This window comes from Klebsiella sp. C283, from assembly GCF_048822555.1.
In the GTDB taxonomy this organism is placed as follows: Bacteria; Pseudomonadota; Gammaproteobacteria; order Enterobacterales; family Enterobacteriaceae; genus Klebsiella; species Klebsiella quasipneumoniae.
Map to the genome: position 1 here is coordinate 163975 of NZ_JBMEZS010000010.1, position 25610 is coordinate 189584.

26 protein-coding genes are annotated in these 25610 nt (G+C 60.6%); 10 read left to right on the forward strand and 16 right to left on the reverse strand.

Features of this window, described 5'->3' with window-relative positions:
• Window positions 1-33 precede the first annotated feature (33 nt).
• Entirely contained in the window at window positions 34-843 is an 810-nt protein-coding gene (proC, locus tag ACOI7Z_RS20215) for a pyrroline-5-carboxylate reductase (RefSeq protein ID WP_023288574.1), read from the forward strand.
• 67 nt (window positions 844-910) lie between these two features.
• Here the strand turns inward: proC and psiF are convergent, their stop codons facing one another.
• The 5 genes from psiF to ACOI7Z_RS20240 all read right to left on the reverse strand — a co-directional run bounded on the left by psiF (window position 911) and on the right by ACOI7Z_RS20240 (window position 5454).
• Window positions 911-1228, reverse strand: a complete 318-nt coding sequence (gene psiF / locus ACOI7Z_RS20220; protein ID WP_048296829.1) for a phosphate starvation-inducible protein PsiF — start codon at window positions 1226-1228, stop codon at window positions 911-913.
• 91 nt (window positions 1229-1319) lie between these two features.
• Complete coding sequence (phoA, locus tag ACOI7Z_RS20225; RefSeq protein ID WP_420702437.1) at window positions 1320-2750, reverse strand: alkaline phosphatase; 1431 nt, start codon at window positions 2748-2750, stop codon at window positions 1320-1322.
• An 89-nt stretch (window positions 2751-2839) separates the two neighbouring features.
• Window positions 2840-3100, reverse strand: a complete 261-nt coding sequence (gene iraP / locus ACOI7Z_RS20230; protein WP_004204875.1) for an anti-adapter protein IraP — start codon at window positions 3098-3100, stop codon at window positions 2840-2842.
• Window positions 3101-3401: 301 nt separating this feature from the next.
• Window positions 3402-4601, reverse strand: coding sequence for a multidrug efflux MFS transporter (locus ACOI7Z_RS20235; RefSeq protein WP_023288571.1), 1200 nt, complete (start codon window positions 4599-4601; stop codon window positions 3402-3404).
• A gap of 169 nt (window positions 4602-4770) precedes the next feature.
• Entirely contained in the window at window positions 4771-5454 is a 684-nt protein-coding gene (locus ACOI7Z_RS20240; protein ID WP_023288570.1) for an extensin family protein, read from the reverse strand.
• A gap of 99 nt (window positions 5455-5553) precedes the next feature.
• Between ACOI7Z_RS20240 and ddlA the strand changes: the two genes are divergently transcribed.
• Entirely contained in the window at window positions 5554-6651 is a 1098-nt protein-coding gene (gene ddlA, locus ACOI7Z_RS20245) for a D-alanine--D-alanine ligase (RefSeq protein ID WP_023288569.1), read from the forward strand.
• 31 nt (window positions 6652-6682) lie between these two features.
• On the opposite strand, the gene ACOI7Z_RS20250 is transcribed toward ddlA, so the two are convergent.
• On the reverse strand, window positions 6683-6886 hold the full coding sequence (locus ACOI7Z_RS20250) for a DUF2754 family protein (RefSeq protein ID WP_004204881.1): 204 nt from the start codon (window positions 6884-6886) through the stop codon (window positions 6683-6685).
• A 252-nt stretch (window positions 6887-7138) separates the two neighbouring features.
• Here ACOI7Z_RS20250 and ACOI7Z_RS20255 point away from each other — a divergent pair, with 252 nt between their 5' ends.
• Window positions 7139-7441, forward strand: coding sequence for a YaiY family protein (locus ACOI7Z_RS20255; RefSeq protein ID WP_023288568.1), 303 nt, complete (start codon window positions 7139-7141; stop codon window positions 7439-7441).
• On the opposite strand, the gene ACOI7Z_RS20260 is transcribed toward ACOI7Z_RS20255, so the two are convergent.
• The 3 genes from ACOI7Z_RS20260 to ACOI7Z_RS20270 all read right to left on the reverse strand — a co-directional run bounded on the left by ACOI7Z_RS20260 (window position 7438) and on the right by ACOI7Z_RS20270 (window position 10413).
• Complete coding sequence (locus ACOI7Z_RS20260; protein ID WP_080935952.1) at window positions 7438-8544, reverse strand: DUF1615 domain-containing protein; 1107 nt, start codon at window positions 8542-8544, stop codon at window positions 7438-7440. The two genes, ACOI7Z_RS20255 and ACOI7Z_RS20260, sit on opposite strands and share 4 nt — an antisense overlap.
• A gap of 18 nt (window positions 8545-8562) precedes the next feature.
• A complete protein-coding gene (sbmA, locus tag ACOI7Z_RS20265; protein ID WP_032453450.1) occupies window positions 8563-9783 on the reverse strand; it encodes a peptide antibiotic transporter SbmA in 1221 nt (406 codons plus the stop codon).
• Between the two features lie 117 nt (window positions 9784-9900).
• Window positions 9901-10413, reverse strand: coding sequence for an isochorismatase family protein (locus ACOI7Z_RS20270; RefSeq protein WP_072096510.1), 513 nt, complete (start codon window positions 10411-10413; stop codon window positions 9901-9903).
• 219 nt (window positions 10414-10632) lie between these two features.
• On the opposite strand from ACOI7Z_RS20270, the gene ampH reads away from it, so the two are divergent.
• The 4 genes from ampH (at window position 10633) to ACOI7Z_RS20290 (ending at window position 15518) form a co-directional block, all read left to right on the forward strand.
• Complete coding sequence (gene ampH / locus ACOI7Z_RS20275; RefSeq protein ID WP_044521218.1) at window positions 10633-11793, forward strand: D-alanyl-D-alanine-carboxypeptidase/endopeptidase AmpH; 1161 nt, start codon at window positions 10633-10635, stop codon at window positions 11791-11793.
• Between the two features lie 106 nt (window positions 11794-11899).
• On the forward strand, window positions 11900-12874 hold the full coding sequence (gene hemB, locus ACOI7Z_RS20280) for a porphobilinogen synthase (protein ID WP_002890201.1): 975 nt from the start codon (window positions 11900-11902) through the stop codon (window positions 12872-12874).
• A 255-nt stretch (window positions 12875-13129) separates the two neighbouring features.
• Complete coding sequence (locus tag ACOI7Z_RS20285) at window positions 13130-13621, forward strand: REP-associated tyrosine transposase (protein ID WP_072013399.1); 492 nt, start codon at window positions 13130-13132, stop codon at window positions 13619-13621.
• A 178-nt stretch (window positions 13622-13799) separates the two neighbouring features.
• Complete coding sequence (locus ACOI7Z_RS20290) at window positions 13800-15518, forward strand: lysophospholipid acyltransferase family protein (protein WP_087849704.1); 1719 nt, start codon at window positions 13800-13802, stop codon at window positions 15516-15518.
• Between the two features lie 161 nt (window positions 15519-15679).
• On the opposite strand, the gene tauD is transcribed toward ACOI7Z_RS20290, so the two are convergent.
• The 7 genes from tauD to ACOI7Z_RS20325 all read right to left on the reverse strand — a co-directional run bounded on the left by tauD (window position 15680) and on the right by ACOI7Z_RS20325 (window position 21873).
• Entirely contained in the window at window positions 15680-16531 is an 852-nt protein-coding gene (gene tauD / locus ACOI7Z_RS20295; RefSeq protein ID WP_087849703.1) for a taurine dioxygenase, read from the reverse strand.
• Window positions 16528-17355, reverse strand: coding sequence for a taurine ABC transporter permease TauC (gene tauC / locus ACOI7Z_RS20300; RefSeq protein WP_008805332.1), 828 nt, complete (start codon window positions 17353-17355; stop codon window positions 16528-16530). Before tauC ends, tauD begins: the two co-directional genes overlap by 4 nt.
• Window positions 17352-18119 carry a taurine ABC transporter ATP-binding subunit gene (gene tauB / locus ACOI7Z_RS20305; RefSeq protein WP_042939276.1) on the reverse strand — a complete coding sequence of 256 codons (768 nt, stop codon included), beginning with the start codon at window positions 18117-18119 and terminating at the stop codon, window positions 17352-17354. The genes tauC and tauB overlap by 4 nt, the downstream gene beginning before the upstream one ends.
• An 11-nt stretch (window positions 18120-18130) precedes the next feature.
• Entirely contained in the window at window positions 18131-19093 is a 963-nt protein-coding gene (gene tauA, locus ACOI7Z_RS20310; RefSeq protein WP_087849702.1) for a taurine ABC transporter substrate-binding protein, read from the reverse strand.
• Window positions 19094-19333: 240 nt separating this feature from the next.
• Complete coding sequence (mmuM, locus tag ACOI7Z_RS20315; protein WP_087849701.1) at window positions 19334-20266, reverse strand: homocysteine S-methyltransferase; 933 nt, start codon at window positions 20264-20266, stop codon at window positions 19334-19336.
• Window positions 20253-21662 (reverse strand): S-methylmethionine permease, encoded by a 1410-nt coding sequence (mmuP, locus tag ACOI7Z_RS20320; protein ID WP_087849700.1) that lies wholly within the window; start codon window positions 21660-21662, stop codon window positions 20253-20255. Before mmuP ends, mmuM begins: the two co-directional genes overlap by 14 nt.
• Before the next feature lie 82 nt (window positions 21663-21744).
• Window positions 21745-21873 carry a hypothetical protein gene (locus ACOI7Z_RS20325; protein ID WP_072199122.1) on the reverse strand — a complete coding sequence of 43 codons (129 nt, stop codon included), beginning with the start codon at window positions 21871-21873 and terminating at the stop codon, window positions 21745-21747.
• Between the two features lie 62 nt (window positions 21874-21935).
• Here ACOI7Z_RS20325 and eat point away from each other — a divergent pair, with 62 nt between their 5' ends.
• The 3 genes from eat to eutC are packed head-to-tail and all read left to right on the forward strand — an operon-like array spanning window position 21936 to window position 25486.
• On the forward strand, window positions 21936-23315 hold the full coding sequence (gene eat / locus ACOI7Z_RS20330) for an ethanolamine permease (RefSeq protein ID WP_023288557.1): 1380 nt from the start codon (window positions 21936-21938) through the stop codon (window positions 23313-23315).
• Window positions 23316-23324: 9 nt separating this feature from the next.
• On the forward strand, window positions 23325-24713 hold the full coding sequence (locus ACOI7Z_RS20335; RefSeq protein ID WP_087849699.1) for an ethanolamine ammonia-lyase subunit EutB: 1389 nt from the start codon (window positions 23325-23327) through the stop codon (window positions 24711-24713).
• Window positions 24710-25486: an ethanolamine ammonia-lyase subunit EutC gene (gene eutC / locus ACOI7Z_RS20340; RefSeq protein WP_023288555.1), complete on the forward strand. Its 777-nt coding sequence runs from the start codon at window positions 24710-24712 to the stop codon at window positions 25484-25486. Before ACOI7Z_RS20335 ends, eutC begins: the two co-directional genes overlap by 4 nt.
• Window positions 25487-25610: the final 124 nt, after the last annotated feature.

The window sequence follows — 25610 nt, forward strand, 5'->3', positions numbered from 1 at the left end:
AGATCGTAACGAAAAAAGCAGAGGGGAATGGTGATGGATAAGAAAATTGGCTTTATCGGCTGCGGCAATATGGGTAAGGCCATTCTGGGTGGACTGATCGCCAGCGGCCAGGTACAGCCGGGACAAATCTGGGTCTACACCCCGTCGCCGGACAAGGTTGCGGCTCTGCGCGACCAGTACGGCATCAACGCCGCCGATAGCGCCCAGGAAGTGGCGCAGATTGCCGATATCGTCTTCGGCGCGGTGAAGCCGGGGATCATGACCAAAGTGCTGGGCGATATCGCCTCCAGCCTGAATAAAGAGTCGCTGGTGGTCTCCATCGCCGCCGGCGTCACGCTTGATCAGCTGGCGCGCGCGCTCGGCCACGATCGCAAAATTATTCGCGCGATGCCCAATACGCCGTCGCTGGTTAACGCCGGCATGACCTCCGTTACGCCAAATGCGCTGGTGAGCAGCGAAGATGTGGCCGAAGTGCTGACCATTTTCCGCTGCTTTGGCCAGGCGGAGCAAATTGCCGAACCGATGATCCATCCGGTGGTCGGCGTTAGCGGCTCCGCGCCGGCCTATGTCTTTATGTTTATCGAAGCGATGGCCGATGCCGCCGTGCTCGGCGGAATGCCGCGCGCTCAGGCTTACAAATTCGCCGCTCAGGCGGTGATGGGCTCCGCCAAAATGGTGCTGGAGAGCGGTGAGCATCCGGGGGCGCTGAAAGATATGGTCTGCTCTCCTGGCGGGACCACCATCGAAGCCGTGCGCGTGCTGGAGGAGAAAGGCTTCCGCTCCGCGGTGATCGAAGCCATCACCCAGTGCATGGAAAAATCAGAGAAACTGAGCCGCTCCTGAAGCTGAGCAGGCGGGCTGCAAGCCCTGAGAGGTCAAAGAACAAGGGAGCGCGAGCGCTCCCTTTTTTTCAGGCTTTCTTCAGACAGCTACTCATGAAGGTGCTGCGTTCATCGCCCTTCAGTGATTTTGCCGAAGCCGCTTTGTTGCAGTCGCTCATCTTCTGCTGCTGAGGCGTGAGGGTCTTTCCTTGCGGCGTGGTGGTCTCTTTTTTCAGGCACTGGCTCATAAAGGTTTTGCGCTCATCCCCCTTCAGCGCCTTGGCTGACGCTTGCTGATTGCAGTCCGTCATCTTTTGCTGCTGGGGAGTAGGCGTTTTTTCTGCCGCGCCAACCGCGCTGATAAAGATCAAGCCAAACAGTAGGGTCATCAGTAAGGTTATTTTCATCGCACCATCCTTCTGTGAGTGGAACGTTGTAAGTCTGGACGCAGATAGAAAAAAAACCAGCCGGTGACGCGAATTCGCCACCGGCAGCGACTTATTTGAGACTCAGGGCCGCTTTCATGGTCGAGAAGAGGTCGGTCTGGTCGGTCAGGCCGACGACGTTAGCCGCATGCGGACCGTAGACCGCAATGCGCAGCTGGGTGCCGGTGTGCTCCATCGACTCTTCCTCGGAGTTACCGTAACTCATCACCATCACCGCGCCATCGTGCGTGTTCAGGGCCTGGGTCAGCCCCGGGGCTTTGCTATCCGCCGGGATAATCTGGCTGGCGTGCGCATGGTCGGCGGTGACGATCACCAGGGTATTGCCGTCTTTTTTGGCAAATTCCAGCGCCTTCTGCACCGCCTCGTCGAGGTCCACGGTTTCGCCGATCTGGCCGCACGGATTCGCCGCATGATCCTGCTTATCGATGGAGGCGCCTTCCACCTGCAGGAAGAAGCCTTTCTCGTTGCGGCTCAGCAGGTCAATCGCTTTCTCCGTCATCTGCGCCAGCGTCGGCACCGAGGCGTCGCGTTTCGGGTTTGGCGTACAGGTCACCGGCGGCTTATCGATATTACCGTGATAAGACGCCTTCGGCCCTTCCCAGCGTACCGGCATATTGCCGTCGGCGAAGAGTCCCAGCAGCGGTTTATCCTGGCTGGCTGCCGTCGCGGCGGCAAGAGAGGCCGCGTCGGTCACAATCTGGTAGCCGCGCGCTTCCGCCTGCTCGCGCAGGGTTTTGCCCTGCCACTCGCCCGCCATCGCCGTTTCGGCAAAGGTCTTCGCGCCGCCGCCCAGGGTGACATCCGGCCGGGCGTTCAGCAGCTGTTCGGTAATGGAGCCTTTGCCCCCTTTCTCCAGCGCATTACTGGGGCATTTTTCGCTGGTGACCGTGGGGCCGTAGCATTTACGCGATGTCACATGCGCCACCAGCGCCGCGGGGGTGGCGTCCTGCAGCTCGGCGGTAGAAACGTTGCCGGTGGCCAGGCCCGCCGCTTTCGCCAGCTCGAGGATGGTCTGATGCGCGTTCTCATGAATATCGACGCCCAGCGCGCCGTTATAGGTCTTCACGCCGGTGGTCCAGGCGGTGGCGGAGGCCGCCGAGTCGGTGACGTAGTCCGGTTTACCGGTTTTTTTATCCAGCGAATAGTGCGTGTACTGCCCGGTTAACGGCAGGGCGTCAATGCCTTTAAAGAAACCGCCCGCCCCTTCCGCATAATTTCGCGCAGCGGTAATTTCAGAATCACCCATGCCATCGCCAATCAGCAAAATAACGTTTTTGGCCGGCTTATTGATTATCGAGGCGCGCAGCGCTTCGGTTTGATCGCCCGTTAAACGACGCGCGCCGCCGGGAGTGGTGATATCTCCCTGGGCAGCTCGATTTTCCAGAACCGGCGCGGCAGTAGTTTCCGCATGAATAACCGGCGAGCCCAGCAGAGGCAGCAGGGCAATAAACAGGGCGCTTAATTTCACTTTTGTCATCTCCATGTAAAAAATACTTAAAAAAACAAAACGTGGGAGACTTTATAAAAGGGAGATGACAGAAAAATGACGGCATCCTTGTCGCGTCGCAAAGATTAGCTACGAGGATGCCGCAACAGCTTCTTTAGATATTGCTGCAGCAGGATGGCATCCTGGTCGTTGACCGGCGGACAGGGCGTCACCTGGTCTATCGCCTGCTCAATATCCTGAATCAATGCCTGCTGGGCATCATGCTCCATATGGCGCAATAATGCGGTGACCACGATCTCCAGCGCTTCAACCTGCACCGTCAGTTCCTTTGCTTCTTCTTCCTTTTGCGCCAGTTTAACCAGTAACTCAGCAATGAGATTCTTCATAGCACCAGTTCCTTATGCGAGGTCTGTTTTTCGATTGAGATGTCATACCCGATGACGGACCTCAGAATTACTTAAAATAAGAATCGTCGCAACACCCAATATACAGCGAAACGTTTTACCACAACAAAATACCACTATAAATAGTATTGTTTAATCATGAGCGGCGCTGTTTATAACCAAAGTACGTCGGAAATAATAAAACGGAATAGCGCTCACGCCATGGCGATAACAAAAAGTAATGATAAATCTACTGTCGGGGAAAAATGCTGACGGTATGGCGTTAAATACCGTCAGCCGAGGTTCAGGCCTTCGCCCGGCGGGTGCGGCGCAGCATCCATGCCAGCTGCCAGAGGTTGATGAAGACGATAATGGCGGTGGCAATAAATACCCAGCGGAAGCCGGCCATCGCCGATACGGAGGCGCCAATCAGCGGCCCGGCGACGTTGCCCAGATACATAAACGACTGGTTATAGCCAAAAATGCGCCCGGTGACGCTGTCGCTGCTGTATTTCAGCAGCAGGGTCTGCACCGCCGGAAGCATCGCGCCATCGGCAAAGCCGAGCAGAAAACGTAGCGTCCCCAGCTGCAGCGGGGTGGTGACAAAGGACATGGCGAAGAACATCACCACCGCGCAACAGAGCGTCGCCAGCAGGATCCGCGAAGTGCCGATGCGGTCGCCAAGCTTACCCAGCCGTGGGGCAGAGATCAGCGCCGACACCCCGGGCACCGCGGCGATCATCCCGGCCAGAAAAGCGATATTGTTGCTGTCCGGCGCCATCGACTTGATAAACAGCGCCAGGATCGGGCCAATTGAGCCGTTGCACAACTGGATCACCAGGGTGGTGAAAAAGAGGCTGATCACCAGCCCCGGATAGGGCAAGGAGGCAAAGACCTGTTTCCCGGTGAGACGATCGGTTTTGCTGACCGGCGGGCGGCCCCCCTCTTTGATCAGAAACAGGGTGACCAGAAAACTGATGGTCAGCAGGATCGCCGTAATAAAAAAGACCATCCGCAGCCCGACGTGGTCCGCCAGGAAACCGCCCAGCAGCGGGCCGCCGATCACCCCGCTGATTTGCGCCGTCGACAGGGTGCTCAGCGCCCAGCCGCTACGCTCGCGCGGCACCTGGGAGGCCACCAGCGCCATGGCGTTGGGGATATAACCGGAGGTTAAGCCCATGATCGCCCGCAGGATAAACAGCTGCCAGACGTTGGTGGCGAAGGCCTGGAGTAAAATGGCGATCGCCATTCCCAGCGAGGCGCGCAGCAGCATCAGCTTGCGGCCTTTGCGGTCCGCGAGGCTCCCCCACATCGGCGAGACGATCGCCGAGACCAGGAAGGTGACGCTGAAGGTCAGTCCCGACCACATCGACAGCGCTTCATGCGAGGTGACGCCCAGCTGGGAGACGTAGAGGGGTAAAAAGGGGAGAATTTGACTGATCGCCAGGCCGGTAAAAAAGCACCCAAACCAGACGGAGATGAGATTAACCTTCCAGGATTCCATAACTACGCGTATTCATTAATGATTTGCCAATTATTACCTAGCTTAGCAATTTCATTCCACTGGTGTACTACCATAGATGCGCTGGCGGTGAGTTTGGTGTTTTATGAATGCGCATGAGAGGCTGACGAAGCATTTTCTGGTTATTCAGGCTGCTCACAGGGCTTTATGCTCAAAAGCAGAAGCCCTGCCCGCGCATGCCAAAGTGAAAATGGTTGGCGTGCGCCGCGTTATACTCCGGCCCCAGCGCGTTGCCGAAGTAAGGGCAGCTGTTGCTCAACAGCGCCGCCAGCCAGGGGTGAGAGCGCTCGCTGCGCCAGCCCTGCAGGACGCTGATGCGTCTGCCGTCCGTCAGGCGGAAGCCGCTAACATCAAGGGCATCCGCCGTCGCGTGTTCACTGCGCCGCGCCTGTTCCCGATGGTAGATATTACGGCAGGCGAAGCTGCCGAGATGATCGATCTGGCGCAGATCGCTGGCCATCAGCTGACGGGTCAGCGGCTTCGCCTGCTGTTCGACGTACAGCGCACTGCTGAGCGCCAGCGGGCAGCTGGCGAGGAAACTGCTGCTCAGCTGCACCGAGCCAAAATTAGCCACCCGCACCACGTTACGCAGCGGGCAGGCGCCCTCGCTGTCGGCCACCGGCTGGCTGGCGATGAGCCGTCGGCGGTTGGCCTCCGCCAGCAGAGAGGCGCACTGGTCGGCCGTCAGGCTGCGCAACTTGAACGACGTCAGCCAGCCCGGGGGATCGTCAAGGGCCAGCGGCGCCAGCGGATTCAGGTGTGGCGGCAGATAGCGATATCCTACCAGGCCCGCGCCGAGCAGCCCGGCCAGCACCAGCAGCGTCTTTCCTCTCACGCCCGCTCCCGTCAATTGATCAGGTAAATATTATGGCAGGCAGGCGGCGGTTTCACATGGTATGTTATGCCCTTTGATGTAATCTGGATGGAAGTTGAAATGGCAAAGATGAGGGTTGGGATCGTTTTTGGCGGTAAGTCGGCAGAGCATGAAGTGTCGCTGCAGTCAGCGAAGAATATCGTGGAAGCGATTGATAAATCACGCTTCGATGTGGTTCTGTTGGGGATTGATAAACAGGGACTATGGCACATCAACGACGCCGGCAACTACCTGCTCAATGCTCAGGATCCTGCCCGCATCGCCCTGCGCCCTTCAACGGTGACCCTGGCGCAGATCCCGGGCCGTGAAGCGCAGCAGCTGATTAACGCCGAAAGCGGCCAGCCGCTGGCGGCCATCGATGTAATTTTCCCCATCGTCCACGGCACGCTGGGCGAAGACGGCTCCCTGCAGGGGATGCTGCGCATGGCCAATCTGCCTTTCGTCGGATCCGATGTGCTGGGCTCTGCGGCCTGTATGGACAAAGATGTGACCAAACGCCTGCTGCGCGACGCCGGGCTCGCCGTCGCCCCGTTTATCACCCTGACCCGCGCCAACCGCGCGCAGTTTAGCTTTGCCGATGTCGAAGCGAAGCTGGGCCTGCCGCTGTTCGTTAAGCCGGCCAACCAGGGATCGTCGGTTGGCGTCAGCAAAGTTAAAAACGAAGAGCAGTACCATCAGGCGGTGGCCCTGGCCTTTGAATTTGACCATAAAGTGGTGGTAGAGCAAGGCATTCAAGGCCGGGAAATTGAGTGTGCGGTGCTGGGTAACGACCACCCGCAGGCCAGTACCTGCGGCGAAATTGTCCTCAACAGCGAGTTTTACGCTTACGACACCAAGTATATCGACGACCAGGGCGCGCAGGTGGTGGTCCCGGCCGCTATCGCCCCGGAGATCAACGACAAGATCCGCGCTATCGCGGTGCAGGCTTACCAGGCCCTGGGCTGCAGCGGCATGGCCCGCGTCGACGTCTTCCTCACCGCCGACAACGAGGTGGTGATCAACGAGATCAACACCCTGCCGGGCTTCACCAACATCAGCATGTATCCGAAGCTGTGGCAGGCCAGCGGCCTCGATTACACCAGTCTGATCACTCGCCTGATTGAGCTGGCGCTGGAGCGCCATGCCGCGGACCGGGCGCTGAAAACCTCCATGAACTAAAACGCGTTTACCCCGCCTGGCAGCGGCGGCCTCAGGCCTCTTCTGCCGGGCGGCGGCGGATCACAAAGCCCGCGATCCAGAAGCTTATCACCCAGGTGACCAGACCGACGGCGTAAGATTGCCAGCCCTGCGTCTCAAACCCCAGCAGCCCCACCACGCCATTAAGAATAAAAATTAACCCCAGCGCCACCGCGTAGTAGTGCCAGTCGCGGCGAATTTTATCAGTGAGCTTCATGCGGCCTCCAACAGCAAAAAACGCATCTTCGCATAGCCGCCCGCGGCGGTCTGTAGCGATATGGAGAATGTTGCTGGATTGCGACGCCGGTCTCCCTTTTCCCTTCCTGTGGCGCGGTTAACACAACGGCGAAAACAGGATTATTCCTGGAGGGCAATTACCAGCAATCTGATACTGGCGACGGCGTTGCACTGCCAGAATACCTGCCATAGAGCTGGAGAAAAAACCAGCAGTACAGAGGTGGGAGGGCCTATGGCTGAATTCAGTTTTTCAAAATCGCTTTTGGGAAATAAAAAAAGAGGGGCGCTGACCGGCAGCCATGTCGCTTACGGACTGTTCGTCCTGATCTGCTGCTGGGCCGGCGCGCAGATGCTCAGCATGCTGATCCACGCCCCGGGAGTCTTTGAGCGCCTGATGCAGGCCCAGGACGCCAGCCGTCCGCAGGTCGACATCAGTCTCGCCGTTGGCACCCTCTTTGGCCTGATCCCTTTTCTGATCGGCTGCTCGTTCATCGGGCTGCTGGCGCTCATTGTGCGCTGGCGTCGGCGCCGTTAACGCCGCGCCATACAGCTTGCCCGCCGCTCATCGACCCGTTTCGCAAACCACGCCGTCGTCAGATTACGGGTGATTTTCGGACTCTCAAGCTGGATCCCCGGCAACATCTCCCGCGGCAGGGTTTTGCCCGCTTTTTTATCCGCGAGGCGGAAAACCTGTTGATAGAGGTCAGTCTTCTCAAACGCCAGGCTGTCGCCCTTTTTCAGCTGGCTATGGATCTCGCTGTCGCTCATCTCCAGCTGGCCCGCCAGGCGGCGCACCGCCAGCTCGGTGCTGCCCGGCTCATCGCTGTCATAGCGGATAAGGTCGCCGTCGAGCGCCAGTTTCACCCCGCTGGCTTTCACCACCGCGTTCTGGAAGGCGGCGTTACGGCTGGCATACCAGCCGGCGTTAAAGTCGGCAAAACGGTACAGCGGCACGCTGTAGCTGGCCGGGTAGTTCAGCAGATGATAGGTGCCAAACCACAGGCCGCCGCGCAGGCTGAAGACCTCCTGGCGCACCGTACCGTTCATTTTCCACGGGTAGCCGGAGGTGTGCTGCTCGGCAAAGGCGATGCTGACCTGCATTGGGCCGCCGGTGTGCACCGGGTTCAGGGAGCCGAACAGCTTCTGCCCCATCGGCACCATCCCGATAAAGTCATCAAAAATAGCGCTCAGCTGCTTTTCCGTCTTCACGTTGTCCAGACGGTCGCTGTAGCTTTTGCCGTTTGGCGAGGTGATCTTCAGCGCGGTATGGACCAGAAACAGCGGAATGTGCATTTTTTCCGCCCGGCGGTCGATCTCCTGCCAGGCGATTTTATTCAGCCCCGGCACCACCGGGTCGGACTGATAATTGGACTCCTGCTGCGCGACCGCCAGCACCGAGCAGACGTTCTCTTCCGTCGGCGCCAGCTTCTGGCTGTCAAAGGCGGTGGCGATGGCTTGCGCCCAGGCCTCCCGATCCTTGACGCTGGCGGGCATTTTCTGCCGCACCACCGACGCCACGTCAACGGGCTTCTCGCCCTCTTTCAACACCGGCGCCTGTTGGCTGGTACAGGCGCTTAGCACCACGGCCGCCAGCAGCGTCAATGAACCGGGTATAATGCGCGATAAACGTGCGGCCATCCTGCTTCCTTGTCTTGATTAACGTAATGTCGGGATCGCTTCCTGCAACGGTTTGCCGTCCAGTTCGCGCTCAAAGCTGCGCAGACGTTTGTAGATGGACATCAGTTCCACCAGCGTCGTCCACGAGCTGATCAGGTACTGGAACGAACCGCGCACCTGGCCGAAAACGTTGGTAATTTGCGTCATCAGCCCGAGGGTAATCGTACCGGCAACGATCGACGGAAACAGCAGGAAAAGGCCGAAAACGTTATCCACCTGCAGATAGAGAATGCGGGCGATATTGAAATACATATAGTGGAAATAGAGACGGAAATAGTTGCGACGCACCGCGCTGAACAGCTCGCGCACCGTCGGCGGCGTGGCGCGGGTTTCATCGTCCTCGCCGTAGACCAGCTCTTTACGATAGGCCGCTTCCACGCGCTGGTTTTTAAACTCCAGACCCGGCAGCTTAATCCCCACCACCGCCAGCAGGCCGGTCCCCATCAGCGACCAGACGATCGCGGCAATCACCAGGCCATACGGCAAGTGACCGACGATGGGCAGGTCGGGAACGTGTTGCGAGAGCGTCACCAGCACAGGCAGGAAGGCGATCAGGGTCATCACCGCGTTGATAAAGCTCACGCCCATATCCTCCAGGGTGGAGGCAAAGCGCATGGTGTCTTCCTGCACACGCTGCGCGGCGCCTTCGATATGGCGCAGATGCTGCCAGTGGGCCATGTAGTGTTCGTTCATCGCCGTGCGCCAGCGGAAGACGTAGTGGCTGACGAAAAAGTTGTTCATCACGCCGATGATCACCGCGATGAGCGCGATGCCGAGAAAGATGCCGATCTCATGATAAAACTGGTTGATGCTGACCTTATGCGGGGTGGCCAGCGCGCTCTGGATCAGGTCATAGAACGGCGCATACCAGGCGTTGATCGCCACCCCCACTTCCACCAGAAACCAGGTGACGAAGATGATGAGCGACGTGCCGAGAATCGACCAGTACTGCCAGCGATGCGGGCAGTAGACAAACCAGAACAGCGCAAACACGCCGACGCAAAACAGATAGTAAGCGTAGAACACCAGATAGTTGAGCGACCAGAAGCGCGCCGCGCTGATCGCCACATCCTGCGATGCCCCGGTGACCCGCAGCAGCCAGTCGCCGCCGCCCGCCTGCCAAAAGATCACCGCCAGCAGCGACCAGATAAAGGCAGAAATAAAAAACGGCCCCGGTTTGGGGAAAAAAGATTTAAACATCATTGTCTCCTGCTAACTTCTTATCGTTCTGCTATTGCTGTATACGACGCATACGTCGGCCGCCGCGTTAAAGCGCTCTCGCGGGGCAGACGGATGATAAGACCGGATATCAACAGCTTAGTTCTGCTGCCAGGCGTGCAGAATTGTTTCTGTGGGTTTCACCTGTAAAGGATTGCCAGGAACGGTCAGCGTACGCCACACCTCATTGTAGTGGGCGATCAGCGTCGCGGCCTGCGCGGCGGGGCGGTTGGCGGTGGTGTGGGCATCTTCCGCGATAACAATGCCGTATCCGCGGCTGGCGCCGTTTTTAATGGTGGTGTCGAGGCAGTAGTCGGTGGCGCAACCGCAGATGACAAACTGCTGAATGTCGTGTTCCCGCAGCACCTGCTCCAGCGAGGTGTGATAGAAGGCGTCGCAGGCGGTTTTAGTGACATAGAGCGCGCCGGCCGGCTGCTCCAGCTCAGGGAGCAGGGCGAAGCCTTCGCTGCCGGCTTCGAGGCCGCCGGCCTCATCATGTTGAATAAAAATGACCTTATCCGCCGCGCGCACCAGACGATTAATTTGCGCGACGCAGCGCTCACGCGCCAGACGCGGCGTGGCGAACACGCCGTTTTGCATATCCACGACCATCACTACCCGTTGAGCCGCCATTGTTTTCTCCCGCAAACCTTCAGCCAAACGGTCATCATACGCGCCGGCGAAAAAAGCCGATATCCGAAAGCGTAAAAAAGTCTTTTTTACGCACCGTTACCTTTTTCCTGCAGGAATGTCGTGAATCCCGCTTTGTTCTGCGCCACTTCGTAGTATAAATACCCTCTTCTCTTTTATTTATTTAATGGATGATTTCCGTTGAAACGTAGTTTGCTCATTTTTGCTGCGCTGTGCGCGGCGTCGTGGACCTCGGCGCAGGCCGCACAGCCCACCGTTGACCCGGTTTTCGCCTCGGATGTGGTCGATCGTTACGCCAATCATATCTACTACGGCAGCGGCGCCACCGGCATGGCGCTGGTGGTGATCGATGGCAATCAGCGCGTGTTTCGCAGCTTTGGCGAAACCCGCCCCGGGAATAATCAGCACCCGCAGCTCGACTCGGTGATCCGTATCGCCTCCCTCAGCAAACTGATGACCAGCGAGATGCTGGTGAAGCTGCTCGACCAGGGGGTGGTGAAACTCGACGATCCGCTGAGCAAATACGCCCCGCCGGGCGCCCGGGTGCCTGACTGGCAGGGAAAACCGATCACCCTGGTGAATCTCGCGACCCATACCAGCGCCCTGCCGCGCGAACAGCCTGGCGGCGCCGCCCATCGCCCGGTGTTTGTCTGGCCGACCCGCCAGCAGCGCTGGAGCTGGCTCTCTACCGCGACCCTGAAGACCGCGCCGGGCTCGCAGGCGGCCTACTCCAACCTGGCCTTCGATTTGCTGGCGGACGCGCTCTCCACTGCCGCCGGCAAACCTTATCCGCAGCTATTTGAAGAGCAGATCACCCGACCGCTGGGGATGAAGGACACCACCTTTACCCCGTCGCCGGACCAGTGCCAGCGGCTGATGATCCCGGAAAAAGGCGCCAGCCCGTGCAACAACACCCTGGCGGCGATCGGCAGCGGCGGAGTCTACTCGACGCCGGGGGATATGATGCGCTGGATGCAGCAGTTCCTGTCATCCGATTTCTATACCCGCGGCCAGCAGGCCGACCGGATGCAGACGCTGATTTATCAGCGTAACCAGCTGACCCGGGTGATCGGTATGGACGTGCCGGGCCGCGCCGACGCGCTGGGGCTTGGCTGGGTGTATATGAAGCCGAAGAATGGCCATCCGGGGATTATTCAGAAAACCGGCGGCGGCGGCGGGTTTATCACCTATATGGCGATGAATCCGCAGGCTAACGTCGGCGCTTTTGTGGTGGTGACCCGCTCGCCGTTAACCCGCTTCAACAATATGAGCGATGGCATCAACGACCTGGTCAGCGAACTGAGCGGCGCGCAGCCCAACATGCAGACGGCCAGCCAGTAAGCCCGGAGGAGGTTTCGCCGATGCGACATAACGATCGTTTTGGCGAAACATCCCGCTGCCATTTCAGTTACACTACCGTCTTTCATTTCACAAAATCAGGCAAACCATGACAGATTTAATCACTCGCCCCCGCCGCCTGCGTCAATCCGCTGCGCTGCGCGCCCTGTTTGAAGAGACAACACTGAGTTTGAACGACCTGGTGTTGCCGATCTTTGTTGAAGAAGAAATTGATGATTACAAAGCGATCGAGGCTATGCCCGGCGTGATGCGTATTCCGGAAAAATATCTGGCGCGTGAGATCGAACGCATCGCCAATGCCGGCATTCGCTCGGTGATGACCTTTGGCATTTCTCATCACACCGACGCCACCGGCAGCGATACCTGGAATGAAAATGGTCTGGTGGCGCGTATGTCGCGGATCTGTAAGTCCACGGTGCCGGAGATGATCGTCATGTCCGATACCTGCTTCTGCGAATACACCTCCCACGGCCACTGTGGCGTGCTGTGCGACCACGGGGTGGACAACGACGCGACCCTGGAAAACCTCGGCAAACAGGCCGTTGTCGCCGCCGCCGCCGGCGCGGACTTCATCGCCCCTTCCGCCGCGATGGATGGTCAGGTGCAGGCGATTCGCCGCTCGCTGGACGCTGCCGGCTTCACCAATACGGCGATCATGTCCTACTCGACCAAGTTCGCGTCTTCCTTCTACGGCCCATTCCGCGAAGCGGCCGGTACCGCGCTGAAGGGCGATCGGAAAACCTATCAGATGAGCCCGATGAACCGCCGGGAAGCCATTCGCGAGTCGCTGCTCGATGAAGCCCAGGGTGCCGACTGTCTGATGGTGAAACCGGCTGGCGCCTACCTGGATATTCTCCGCGATATCCGCGAGCGCAGCGATCTGCCGCTCGGCGCGTATCAGGTCAGCGGGGAGTACGCGATGATCAAATTCGCCGCCCAGGCGGGCGCTATCGATGAAGAGAAAGTGGTTCTGGAAAGCCTTGGCGCGATCAAACGCGCGGGCGCCGACCTGATCTTCAGCTATTTCGCCCTCGACCTGGCCGAGAAAAAAATCCTCCGTTAAGCCTCCCTCTCCCCGGTGGCGCTACGCTTACCGGGGCTACCAAACCTCATCCCCGGTGCGCTGTATTTATCGCGACCACCACACCGTAGCCCGGATAAGGCGCTTGCGCCGCTATCCGGGGACAGGCGCTAACCAATATCTGTAGCTAAAACTTTGCGCGCCGCTTTCCACCTTCTGCGCCTTCTCCTTGGCGTACCGGATTTCGCCTTCTAACGTGTTAAACCACATCATAAATACCGAATTCCAGGAGATCCTGTGGTGGCTTATCGACGTTATTACATTAAGGGGGGAACCTGGTTCTTCACTGTTAACCTTAAAGACCGTAGAAGCATGCACCTAACTGAAAACATAGAATTATTGCGCTACTCTGTCGCTGTTGTTAAACAACATCGCCCCTTTATTATTGATGCCTGGGTGGTGTTGCCTGAACATCTGCATTGCATCTGGACACTACCTCATAATGATGACGATTTTTCTTCACGCTGGAGAGATATCAAAGGCTGTTTTACCAGAACGTTAAAACGACAACCCCTCTGGCAACCGCGCTTCTGGGAGCATGCCATACGCGATGAAGATGATTACCGCCGACACGTTGATTACATCCATATCAATCCACTTAAGCATGGCTGGGTCACCCGGGTGATCGATTGGCCATTTTCAACCTTTCATCGCGATGTCCAGCGCGGGCTATATCCCCCAAATTGGGCTGGCGATAGCTTTGATCTTAGCTGCGGTGAACGCCGATAGCCTCTCCCCGGTGGCGCTGACGCTTACCGGGGCTACAAATCGGCTCCAACCGTAGCCCGGATGAGGCGTTAGCCGCTATCCGGGAAACCTCCCCCGCTGCGAGCGAAACTTCACCCAACTGTAATCTGAACGACATCTCTACCTTCTACTGTCTGGGCAGGACGGAGGAGGAGCCACTATGTTTAGTCTCGACAACGTACTCGATGACCTGTGGCCTCAGGCGAGGCCCGCCCCCTGGCAAAAGAAACTGTTAAAAAAGCTATTTTATGAGGAAGAGTTTCAACAATTTGCCGACCGTCACCGCCACCTGAAGGGGCTTGATACGGTCGAACAGGTGCTGGAATACCTCAATATCCGCTGCGCTATCCCGGCGCACGATCTCGAACAAATCCCCGAATATGGCCCGCTGGTCATTATCGCTAACCACCCCACCGGCACCCTCGACGGCCTGGCGCTCCTGTATGCGGTATCCCGCGTGCGCCGCGATGTCAAAGTGGTCACCAACCGCATGCTCACCCATCTTGAGCCCCTGAGCTCGCTGTTTATCCCGGTGGATAATATTCATGGCCGCACCGCTAAAACGGCGCTGCAGCAGATGGACCAGCAGCTGCAGGCCGGCGGGGTGCTGATCTTCTTCCCGGCGGGGGAAGTCTCCCGCCTCACCCGTCGCGGCATCCGCGATAAAAAATGGCACTCGGGCTTTATTAAGCTGGCGGCAAAATATCGCGCCCCGCTGCTGCCAGCATGGATTAACGCCCACAACAGCGCCCTGTTTTACGCCAGCACCCTGGTCTCCGACAACCTGCCGATGCTCCTGCTGATGCAACAGATGTTTCGCCGGCGCAACAGCAGCCTGCCGGTGCGTATCGGCCAGCAGATCCCCTGGTCGAGCTGGTTCGATGCCCAGTCCAGCGCTCGCGAGCTTACCGGCCGCTGCTATCAGCACCTTGACCAGCTGCGCAAAGGGCTGCCGGGGCGGTTTAAAACCGAAAGCGCCATCGCCCGTCCGGAAGACCGGGCACGGCTTAAACGCGAACTGCACAAGGCAGAATGCCTGGGCCGCACCGCCGACGGCAAAGTGATTTACCTCTGGCAGCGCAACGGCCAGGAGGAGGCGCCGCTGCTGCGCGAGCTGGGACGCCTGCGGGAAATCGCCTTCCGCGCGGTCGGGGAAGGCAGCGGCAAACGGCGGGATATCGACCGGTATGACGACGACTATCTGCATCTGATCCTGTGGGATGAAGAAGATCTGGAAATCGTCGGCGCTTACCGCTTTATGCCGACGGCCATACAGCTGGCAAAGCGCGGCCTGGAGGGGATCTACAGCTCCAGTCTCTTCCACTACGACGGGCGGATGGACGACATCCTGCAGCACGGCATTGAGTTGGGGCGCAGCTTTATCCAGCCGCGCTACTGGGGTCGACGCGGGCTGGACTATCTGTGGTCCGGCATCGGCGCTTATCTGGCGCGCTATCCGCACTATCGCTATCTGTTTGGCCCGGTGTCGATTTCTGGCGGGCTGCCGCCCGCCGCTCGCGATCTGCTGGTGGCGTTCTACCGGCTGTGGTTCCCGGCGACGCATCCGATGGCGGAGTCGCGTCGCCCTTATCCGGCGTCGCTGCCCGACGTGCTGGCGCAGTTTGGCGGGGAGGATTACAACGACGACCTGGCCCGGCTGAAGTCCCTGCTGGGCAATCTCGGCTGCGCGATCCCGCCGCTGTATAAGCAGTACTCGGAAGTGTGCGAGCCGGGCGGAGTGCAGTTTATCGATTTCGGCAGCGATCCGGATTTCAATAACTGCGTGGATGGTCTGGTGCTGGTGGATCTCACCTACCTGAAGGCGAATCGCTATCAGCGCTATATTGGCGCGCATCTGGGTGCGCAAAAATCGGCATAAACGCTTTTTCCCGGCTTGCGGCGCGTTGCGCCTTAGCCGGGCTACGGTTCACCGTTTCCGACGGATCGGTCGCCCGGAAAAGCCGCGTCAGGCGCCGCCTCCGGGAAGCAGCGGGCAATGCAGCATCCGCTTTTCTCCGCGGCTCGCGGCTGATACAAGCCTTACCCCGCCCGGTAATACGGCTTATCGCCAAGGATCGTCGCCCGGTGCATGATCCGCCGCTGCGGCAGATAGTCGGCGTTGGCGTAATGCTGGGTTACCCGGTTATCCCAGATAGCGACATCGTTCGGCTGCCAGCGCCAGCGCACCTGAAACTCCGGTTTGGTGATATGGGCAAACAGGAAGCTCAGCAGCGCCGCGCTCTCTTTCTCGGTCACGTCGACAATCCGCGTGGTAAAGCCTTCGTTAACGAACAGCGCCTGCTTGCCGGTCACCGGGTGGGTACGCACCACCGGGTGCAGCAGCGGCGGATGCTTCGCCACCGCCTCCTGCCAGCGCCGATGCTCGGCTTCCGTGTGGTTGTACTTATACTCCTGGAACGATTTACGGAAATCGTGTTCCGCATGCAGGCCGCTCAGCAGCTGCCGGAAGGGCTCTGACAGCGCCTCCCAGGCGGCGATGCCGCTGGTCCACAGGGTGTCCCCGCCGGTCGTCGGCAGCGCTTTCGCCGCCAGAATGGCGCCGGCGGGCGGCGTGTCGATAAAGGTGACATCGGTATGCCAGTTATCATTATCCGGCGGATTATCGTTATGGGTATCGAGGACGATAATTTCCTCCACGCCCGGGGCATGAGGGTAGACCGGATGGATATGCAGGTCGCCAAACCGCAGCGCCAGGTCGCGCTGTTGCGCCGGGGTGATATTTTGCTCGCGCAGGAATACCACCTGATGACGCAGCACCGCGTGATACAGCTGTTCAAACTGGTTGTCGCTCAGCGGACGGGTTAAATCCGCCCCGGTCACCTGCGCGCCAATATACGGCCCCAGCGGGGTAATGCTCAGACGTTCACTCATTGTACTTCTCCATGCCAGGGCGTCAGGCGCCGCTGCAGCGCGCGCAGACCCAGTTCCAGTAAAAAGGCGATAATGGCAATCACCGCGATCCCCGCCAGCACCACATCGGTGGCGAGAAACTCGCCGGCGGACTGCACCATAAATCCTAACCCGCGGGTGGCGGCGATCAGCTCAGCGGCCACCAGCGTTGACCAACCGACGCCAAGACCAATGCGCAGCCCGGTGAGGATCTCCGGCAGCGCGCCGGGCAGGATCACCAGCCACAGCACCTGCGCCCGGCTGGCGCCCAGCGAACGGGCGGCGCGAATCCGCACCTGCTGCGCGCTTTTTACCCCCGCCAGCGCCGACATCGCTACCGGGGCGAAAATCGCCAGGTAGATCAGCAGGATCTTCGACGTTTCACCGATGCCAAACCAGATCACCATCAGCGGTAAGTAGGCCAGCGGCGGCACCGGACGATAAAGCTCGATCAGCGGATCGAGGATCCCGCGCACCGTTGAGTTGAGCCCCATGGCGATCCCCACCGGCACGCCGATCAGCACCGCCGCCAGTAGAGCGATAACGATCCGCGTCAAACTCGCCGCCAGGTGCTGCCAGAGCGTCGCATCCATAAAGCCCTGCGGCCCGGCGATAGTGATAAGCTTCTGCAGCACCTGGCCCGGCGGCGGCAGAAACAGCGGGCTAATCAGCTGCAGCGCTGCGACCGCCCACCAGACGGCCAGCAACACCGCCAGGGTCGCCACGCTGAGGGTAAGCTGACGGGAGAGCGGCCAGCGCCATTTCAGCGTCGTCTGACGCGGTTTGTCGTTCAGTACCACGCTCATGAGAAAGCCTCCCGTTGGTCAAACACCCGGCTCAAAATGTATTCCCGCTGTTCAATAAACCGCGGGTCGGATTTGATGCTGCGGCAGGGTTCGCCCGCGACAAAGCGGCGGCTGAAATCCAGCGGCAGCCGCTCCACCACCCGCCCCGGCCCGGGCGACAGCAGCACCAGCTCGGTGGCCATAAAGATGGCCTCTTCAATGTCATGAGTGATCAGCAGCACCTGTTTGCCGGTCTCATGCCACAGTTTCAGCAGCAATGTCTGCATCTGCTCGCGGGTAAAAGCGTCAAGCGCGCCGAAGGGCTCATCCAGCAGCAACAGCTGCGGATTCGCCGCCAGCGCCCGGGCGATGCCCACCCGCTGGCGTTGACCGCCGGACAGCTGCCAGATAAAGCGTTTTTCCGCCCCTTCGAGACCCACCTTCTTCAGCATCTGCGCCGCCGCTTGCCGGCGCTGCGCTTTATCCACGCCCGCCAGCTGCAGACCCAGCGCCACGTTATCCTGCACATTGCGCCACGGCAGCAGACCTTCATTCTGGAAGACCACGCCGCGCTCTGCGCCCGGCCCGGTCACCCGCTGACCTTCGAGGGTGATGCTGCCGTGCTGATAGGGCACGAATCCGGCAATCAGGTTCAGCAGGGTAGTTTTACCGCAGCCCGAAGGCCCCAGCACCACCAGCAGCTCCCCACTCTCCAGCGTCAGGTTGATATCCGCCAGCGCCGGTTTACCGCCGTAGTCGGCGGAAAGATGCGAGATTTGCAGCATCGCCGCCTCCTTTACTTCACGAAACGGTCAGTAACGTACTGACGATAATCGGTTCCCGCCGCGGGCACTTTGCCCTGCTCTTTCAGAAAGCGCGCGGTATCGACGATGGCCTGATTGACCGGCCCGTTCAGCGCCTGCGCCTGCTCAGCGGCGGTCAGGTAGGTGTTCCCCTTCACCAGCCCGGGGACATCGGCTTCCGGCACGCCGCTCAGGCGCGCCAGCTTGCTGATGTGGTCCGGCTGTTTCAGCCATGCCTCCGGGTTGGCGATGTAGGGCTGCTGGGCGTCGATGGCGCTTTTAGCAAACGCTTTGACGATCTCCGGATGCTGCTCGGCAAAGTCCTTACGGACCACCCAGACGTCGAGGGTCGGTGCGCCCCACTCCCCGACCTGCGCGGAATCGGTCAGCACCTTGCCCTCTTTTTCCAGTTCGTTAACCGCTGGCGCCCAGACGTAAGCCCCGTCGATATCCCCGCGCTGCCAGGCGGCGATAATCGCCGGCGGCTGCAGGTTAATAATCTGCACCTGGCCCGGCTTGATGCCCCAGTGTTTGAGCGCCGACAGCAGGCTGTAGTGGGTGGTGGAGATAAACGGCACGGCAATGCGCTTGCCGATCAGATCTTCCGGTTTGGTGATGCTTTTCTTCACCACCAGCGCTTCGGAGTTGCCGAGCTTTGAGGCGAGCAGGAACACTTCAATCGGCACCTGCTGGCTGGCGGCCACCGCCAGCGGGCTGGAGCCGATATTGCCGATCTGCACATCGCCGGAGGCCAGGGCGCGCACCACGCTGGCGCCGCTGTCAAATTTCCGCCAGTCGACGGTCGCCCCGCTGGTTTTGGCGAAGGTGTTGTCCGCCTGGGCGACTTTCGCCGGCTCAGCGGAGGTTTGATACGCCACGGTCACATTGACCGCCTGCGCCTGGAAGGCGGCGACGGCCAGCGCCGCCAGAAGAGTAATTCGCGATGTGAATGCCATAATGTCTGCTTCCCCTGAGTTGTTATAGGTGCAGTATTTCCGGCATCAGGATGGAGATGAAGTAATTAAAAATTCTGGCTAATAGCGAATCGTTTTTAGAACAAAAGCGGGAAAGGATAGTTGATTTTGCGCGGTGGGTTGGCGGCAGAGGGTTGGCGCCGGGTGGCGGCTACGCCTTGCCCGGCCTACAGATCGCGCAAGGTGTAGGCCGGGTAAGCGCAGCGCCACCCGGCACAAAACTCAGCGCTTCGCGTTAAGCTCAGCGATATCCTTCGGCGTGGTGCGGCAGCAGCCGCCGATCAGCCTCGCCCCGGCCGCCAGCCACTGCGGCAGATAACCCGCCAGGCTGGCGCAGGCTTCGCCATGATGGTGCCAGGTCTTGCTCACCGCATCATAATGTTCGCCGGAGTTAGGATAGACCACCAGCGGCAGCGCCGTCAGGCTGTGCAGATGCGCCAGCGCCGCGAGCGTATTTTCCAGCGCGATACAGTTGATGCCCACCGCCACCACCTGCGGGTTATCCGCCAGGGCGGCCATCACCTCGCGCAGCGGCGTGCCATCGCTGAGATGTTCGGCGTCGCGCAGCGTGAAGGAGTACCAGGCGCGGGCGCGGGGATACTCCTGCAGCAGGGCTGTCAGGGCCTGGATCTCGGCGAATGACGGCAGGGTTTCACAGGCCAGCAGGTCGGCGCCCGCATCCAGCAGCGCTTCGACGCGCGGGCGGTGGAAGGCCTGGAACTCTGCCGCGCTGCGCTGATAATCGCCGCGATACTCCGAGCCGTCGGCGAGAAAGGCGCCATACGGCCCCACCGAACCGGCGACCAGCAGCGTGCCGGCCTGTGGATTCTCGGCGAGGTACGCCTCGCGCGCTTTGCGCGCCAGCTCGACGCTTTTGCCGATCAGCGCCCGGGACTGCGCATCATCCAGGCCGCGCGCGGCAAAGCCGGCGGGAGTGGCCTGATAGCTGGCGGTGATCGCCACCTGCGCTCCGGCGCGAAAGTAGTCGAGATGCACATCGCGGATCAGCTGCGGGTTCTCCAGCAGCACTTTCGCCGACCACAGGCTGTCAGCCAGATCGCAGCCGCGGGCCTCCAGCTCGGTGGCCATGGCGCCGTCCAGCAGCACAAAAGGCTGGGCGGCAAGCAGGGCGGTAAACGGATTAGTCTGCGACATGTTGTGGCTCCTGAGTCATTTTCCGTGAACGAGTAAGATACCAGGCACCATAGCACAGGGCCACAAAGGGGATCCCGCACCACAGCGCAATTCTCTGGCTCGGGTCAAAAGCGAGGCCCACGCAGGCCACCAGGCACAGCAAAAAGCCCAGAATCGGCACCACCGGATACCAGGGGGCGCGATACTGCAGATCGCTCAGCGCCTTACCCTGCTGCAGATGGCGGCGGCGGAACATAAAGTGCGAGGCGCAGATGCTCAACCACACCGCCACCACCGCAAAGCCGGAGATCGCTGACAGCGCCACAAACACCGTATCGGGCGCCACCACGCTGGAGAACAGCGCCAGCACGCCGCCCAGCATACTCACCGACAGCGCGGTCACCGGCACGCCCCGTTTATTGACTTTGGCAAAGCAGGCCGGCAGCGTCTTCTCGTTCGACAGCGACCAGAGCATCCGCCCGGAAGCGTACAGGCCGGAGTTGGCCGCCGAGAGGATCGCCGTCAGGATCACGAAGTTGAAAATATCCGCCGCGTAAGGGATGCCCACCTTTTCAAACACCAGCACGAAGGGGCTTTTCTCCACCCCCGCCTGTTGCATCGGGATCAGCGCCGCCAGCACAAACACGGTGCCGATAAAGAAAATAATCAGCCGGGCGATGGTGGTGCGAATGGCGACCGGAATGACCTTATGCGGGTTTTCCGTCTCTCCGGCGGCAATGCCGATAAGCTCCGTCCCGGAGAAGGCGAAGTTCACCGCCACCATGGTCATCAGGATCGGCAGGCCGCCGTGCGGGAACCAGCCTTCGGCGGTGAGATTGCGCAGGCCCGGCGCCGGGGAGCCATCCTGCATCGGAATGATGCCGAAAATGGCCGCGCCGCCGAGAATAATAAACGCGATGATGGTGATCACTTTCACCAGCGAGAACCAGAACTCGCCTTCGGCGAAGAAGCGGGTCGAAATGATGTTAAGACCGAAAATCACCGCGCAGAACACCACGCACCAGATCCAGATCGGCACCTGCGGGAACCAGTACTGCATACAGAAGCCGGCGGCGGTGAAGCTTGAACCCAGCGCCACCGTCCACGTCAGCCAGTAGAGCCACGCCACGGTATAGCCCGTCGCCGGGCCAAGGTAGCGCGCCGCGTAAACGTGGAAGGCGCCGGTCTCCGGCATCGCCACCGACAGTTCGCCGAGGCACTGCATCACCAGCCAGACCACCAGGGCGCCAATCAGATACGCCAGCAGCGTTCCGGCCGCGCCGGTGGTGGAGATGATATAGCCGGTATTAAAGAACAGGCCGGTGCCAATCACGCCGCCGAGCGACAGCATGATCAGATGGCGCGTTTTCATGGTGCGCTTCAGTTGCCCACCTTGTTGTTGTGTTGTGCTTTGCATTTTATTTTCTCACGCCAGCCCGCTTGCCCGGGCCATGATGCGTATAAACGTATAGACATCTAAACATCCAAAAGAAGAAGTGTTATACCGTGCCACCGCGGAAAAAGCAAAGCCGCTGCACCAGGTCGCGCGCCGACAGCGTGCAGCCTGCCCCATTTTTGCGCAGCGCCGGTGAGCGCGCCACGGGCTGGCGCCTCATCGCGGCGGACAACGTTCTGGCACTCTCTTTGCAGCCTGTCGTTCAGAACCTTTCTATCTGGCGAGGCAACACGTATGACAGAGCAAACCACCACCTTAAAAAGAACGCTCGGCAGTTTTCGTTTATGGGGGATCGCCGTCGGACTGGTGATATCCGGGGAGTACTTCGGCTGGAGCTACGGCTGGTCGCAGGCCGGCACGATGGGGTTTATGGTCGTCGCCCTGGCGGTCGCCGCCATGTACTGCGCCTTTATTTTCAGCTTTACCGAGCTGACCACCGCCATCCCGCACGCTGGCGGCCCTTTCGCCTACGCCTACCGCGCCTTCGGGCCCACCGGCGGCTTTATCGCCGGTTTTGCCACCCTGATTGAATTCGTCTTCGCCCCGCCGGCCATCGCCATGGCCATCGGCGCCTACCTCAACGTGCAGTTTCCGGCGCTGGATCCGAAGTGGGTCGCCTGCGGCGCTTACGTGATCTTTATGACGCTCAATATCCTCGGCGTCGGCATCGCCGCCACCTTCGAGCTGATCGTCACCCTGCTGGCCATCTTCGAGCTGCTGGTGTTTATGGGCGTGGTCGCCCCCGGCTTCTCCTGGAGCCACTTCACCGCCAACGGCTGGGCGGGCGCGGAAAGCTTTAGCGGCCTGGCGCTGCCGGGGATGTTCGCCGCCATTCCGTTCGCTATCTGGTTTTTTCTCGCCATTGAGGGAGCTTCCATGGCCGCCGAAGAGGCAAAAGATCCGCAGCGCACCATTCCGCGCGCCCTGGGCGGCGGCATTCTGACGCTGACGGTGCTGGCGATCGGCGTGATGGTCTTCGCCGGCGGCGTCGGCGACTGGCGCGCGCTGTCCAATATCAACGACCCGCTGCCTCAGGCGATGAAGACGGTGGTGGGCAACGGCAGCGGCTGGCTGCATATGCTGGTGTGGCTGGGGCTGTTTGGCCTCGTCGCCTCCTTCCACGGCATCATTATGGGCTACTCGCGGCAGATCTACTCCCTCGCCCGCGCCGGCTATCTGCCCGCCGGGCTGGCCTCCCTCAACCGCCGCACCCGCACCCCGCATCTGGCGATCCTCGCCGGCGGCGTGGTGGGTATCGCCGCGATCTTCTCCGACTCGCTGATCACCATCAGCGGCATGCCGTTGACCGCCTGCATCGTCACCATGTCGGTATTTGGGGCTATTGTTATGTATATCACTTCCATGGCGGCGCTGTTCAAACTGCGCCGTAGCGAGCCGAAGCTGATCCGTCCGTTCCGCGCGCCGCTCTACCCGCTGGCGCCGGCCTTTGCCCTCGGCATGGCGGTGATCTGCCTGGTGGCGATGGTCTGGTATAACCTGCTGCTGGCGCTGATTTTCGCGGCGATGATGCTCGGCGGCTACCTGTGGTTCCGCAAAACCGCAGCGGCCCGTGAACGGGCGCCAGTGGATCCTCAACTGCGCACGGTCTCCTGAGGAGGCGGCATGTATAAAACCACGCTATCGGGCCAGGTATGGCGCTTTGATAGTCTGAAAACGCTGATGGCGAAAGCGTCGCCGGCCCGCTCCGGCGACGCCCTGGCGGGCGTTATCGCCCACTCAGCCGAAGAGCGGATGGCGGCGAAAATGACCCTCGCCGAGGTGCCGCTGACCGACATTCTCGACAATCCGCTTATCCCCTACGAGCAGGACGAAGTGACCCGCCTGATCCTCGACATCCATGATGCGCAGGGCTTTGCCGCCCTGCGTCACCTGACGGTCGGCGATTTCCGCGACTGGCTGCTGGACGATGCCACCGATACCGCCACGCTGCAGCGGGTCGCCCGCGCTATCACCCCGGAGATGGCGGCGGCGGTAAGCAAGCTGATGCGCAATCAGGATCTGATCCTCGCCGCCAGCAAATGTCAGGTGGTGACGCGCTTTCGCAACACCATCGGCCTGCCCGGCCACCTCAGCGTGCGTCTGCAGCCCAATCATCCCACCGATGACCTGAAAGGCATCGCCGCCAGTATGCTCGACGGACTGCTGTACGGCGCCGGGGATGCGGTGATCGGCATCAACCCGGCCAGCGACAGCTTACCGGTGCTGGCGCAGCTGAACGTGATGCTGGACGATATTATCCAGCGCTTCGCCATTCCCACCCAGTCCTGCATTCTGACCCACGTCACCAATACGCTGCAGCTGATTGAGCGCGGCGCGCCGGTGGATCTGGTGTTTCAGTCGGTGGCGGGAACCGAAGCGGCCAACAGCGGCTTCGGCATCAACCTTGCCATGCTGCAGGAGGCCCGCGAGGCGGCCCTCAGCCTCGGTCGCGGCACCCTCGGCAACAATGTAATGTATTTTGAGACCGGCCAGGGGAGCTGCCTGTCGGCCAACGCCCACCACGGCGTCGACCAGCAGACCTGCGAGGCGCGCGCCTACGCCGTCGCCCGCCACTTTGAACCGCTGCTGGTCAATACGGTGGTCGGCTTTATCGGTCCGGAGTATCTCTACGACGGTAAGCAGATTATTCGCGCCGGGCTGGAGGATCACTTCTGCGGCAAGCTGATGGGTCTGCCGATCGGCTGCGACGTCTGCTATACCAACCACGCGGAAGCGGATCAGGATGATATGGACACCCTGCTGACCCTGCTGTGCGCCGCCGGGCTCACCTTCCTGATCGGCGTGCCAGGGGCGGACGATATCATGCTTAATTACCAGAGCACCTCGTTCCATGATGCGCTCTACGCCCGTCGTCTGCTGGGCTTAAAGCATGCCCCGGAGTTCGCCGACTGGCTGGCGAAGATGCAAATTATCGATCCGCACGGCGCGCTGCGGCTCACCGATGCCCGCCATCCGCTGCTGTCCGTTCTGCCGCAAGGAGCCCCCGTATGAACCGTCCCGACGCCTGGAACCCGCTGCGTGAATTTACCGATGCGCGGATCGCCCTGGGCCGCAGCGGCGCCAGCCTGCCGACCCGCGAAGTCCTTAACTTTGGTCTGGCCCACGCCAGAGCGCGGGACGCCATTCATCAGCCGTTCGCCAGCCAGCAGCTGGTGGCGCCGCTGGCGGCGCTCGGCCTCGACACCCTGACGGTGCACAGCGCCGCGCCGGACCGTCATACCTATCTGCGGCGCCCGGATCTCGGGCGGCAGCTCGCCGACGAGAGTCGCGCCGACCTCGCCGCCAGCGGCGTCCGCCCCGCCGACCTGCTGCTGGTGATCGGCGACGGCCTCTCTTCCTGGGCGGTAGAGCGCCAGGCGGTGCCGTTGATCCGCGCCCTGCTGCCCTGGCTGCAGACGCTGGGGATCGGCCTGGCGCCGGTGGTGCTGGCCCATCAGTCGCGGGTGGCGCTGGGGGATGATATTGGCGAAACCCTGAAAGCCCGCGCGGTGGCGATCCTGATTGGCGAACGACCGGGCCTCTCCTCGCCGGACAGCCTCGGCGTCTACCTCACCTGGCAGCCCCATCGGCAGCGGCTGGAGTCGGAGCGCAACTGTATCTCCAATATTCGCCCGGAAGGGCTGAGCCATGACGCCGCCGCCTTTAAACTGGCCTGGCTGCTGGAGCAGGCTTTTTTACGACGGCTTACCGGCGTGCGCCTGAAAGATGAAAGCGATAATCCGGCGCTGCATGGAAAAATAAAACCATTGACCCCTTTAAAATAATAAGTCACGCGAGCCGAAGAATAGATTTTTAATATTACCTGGCGCACCTGAATATTATATTCGGGTGCGCGCTGAAATCGCCCGGCGGCGCTTCGCTGGCGCGAGCCTGTGGAAACCGTTCAAC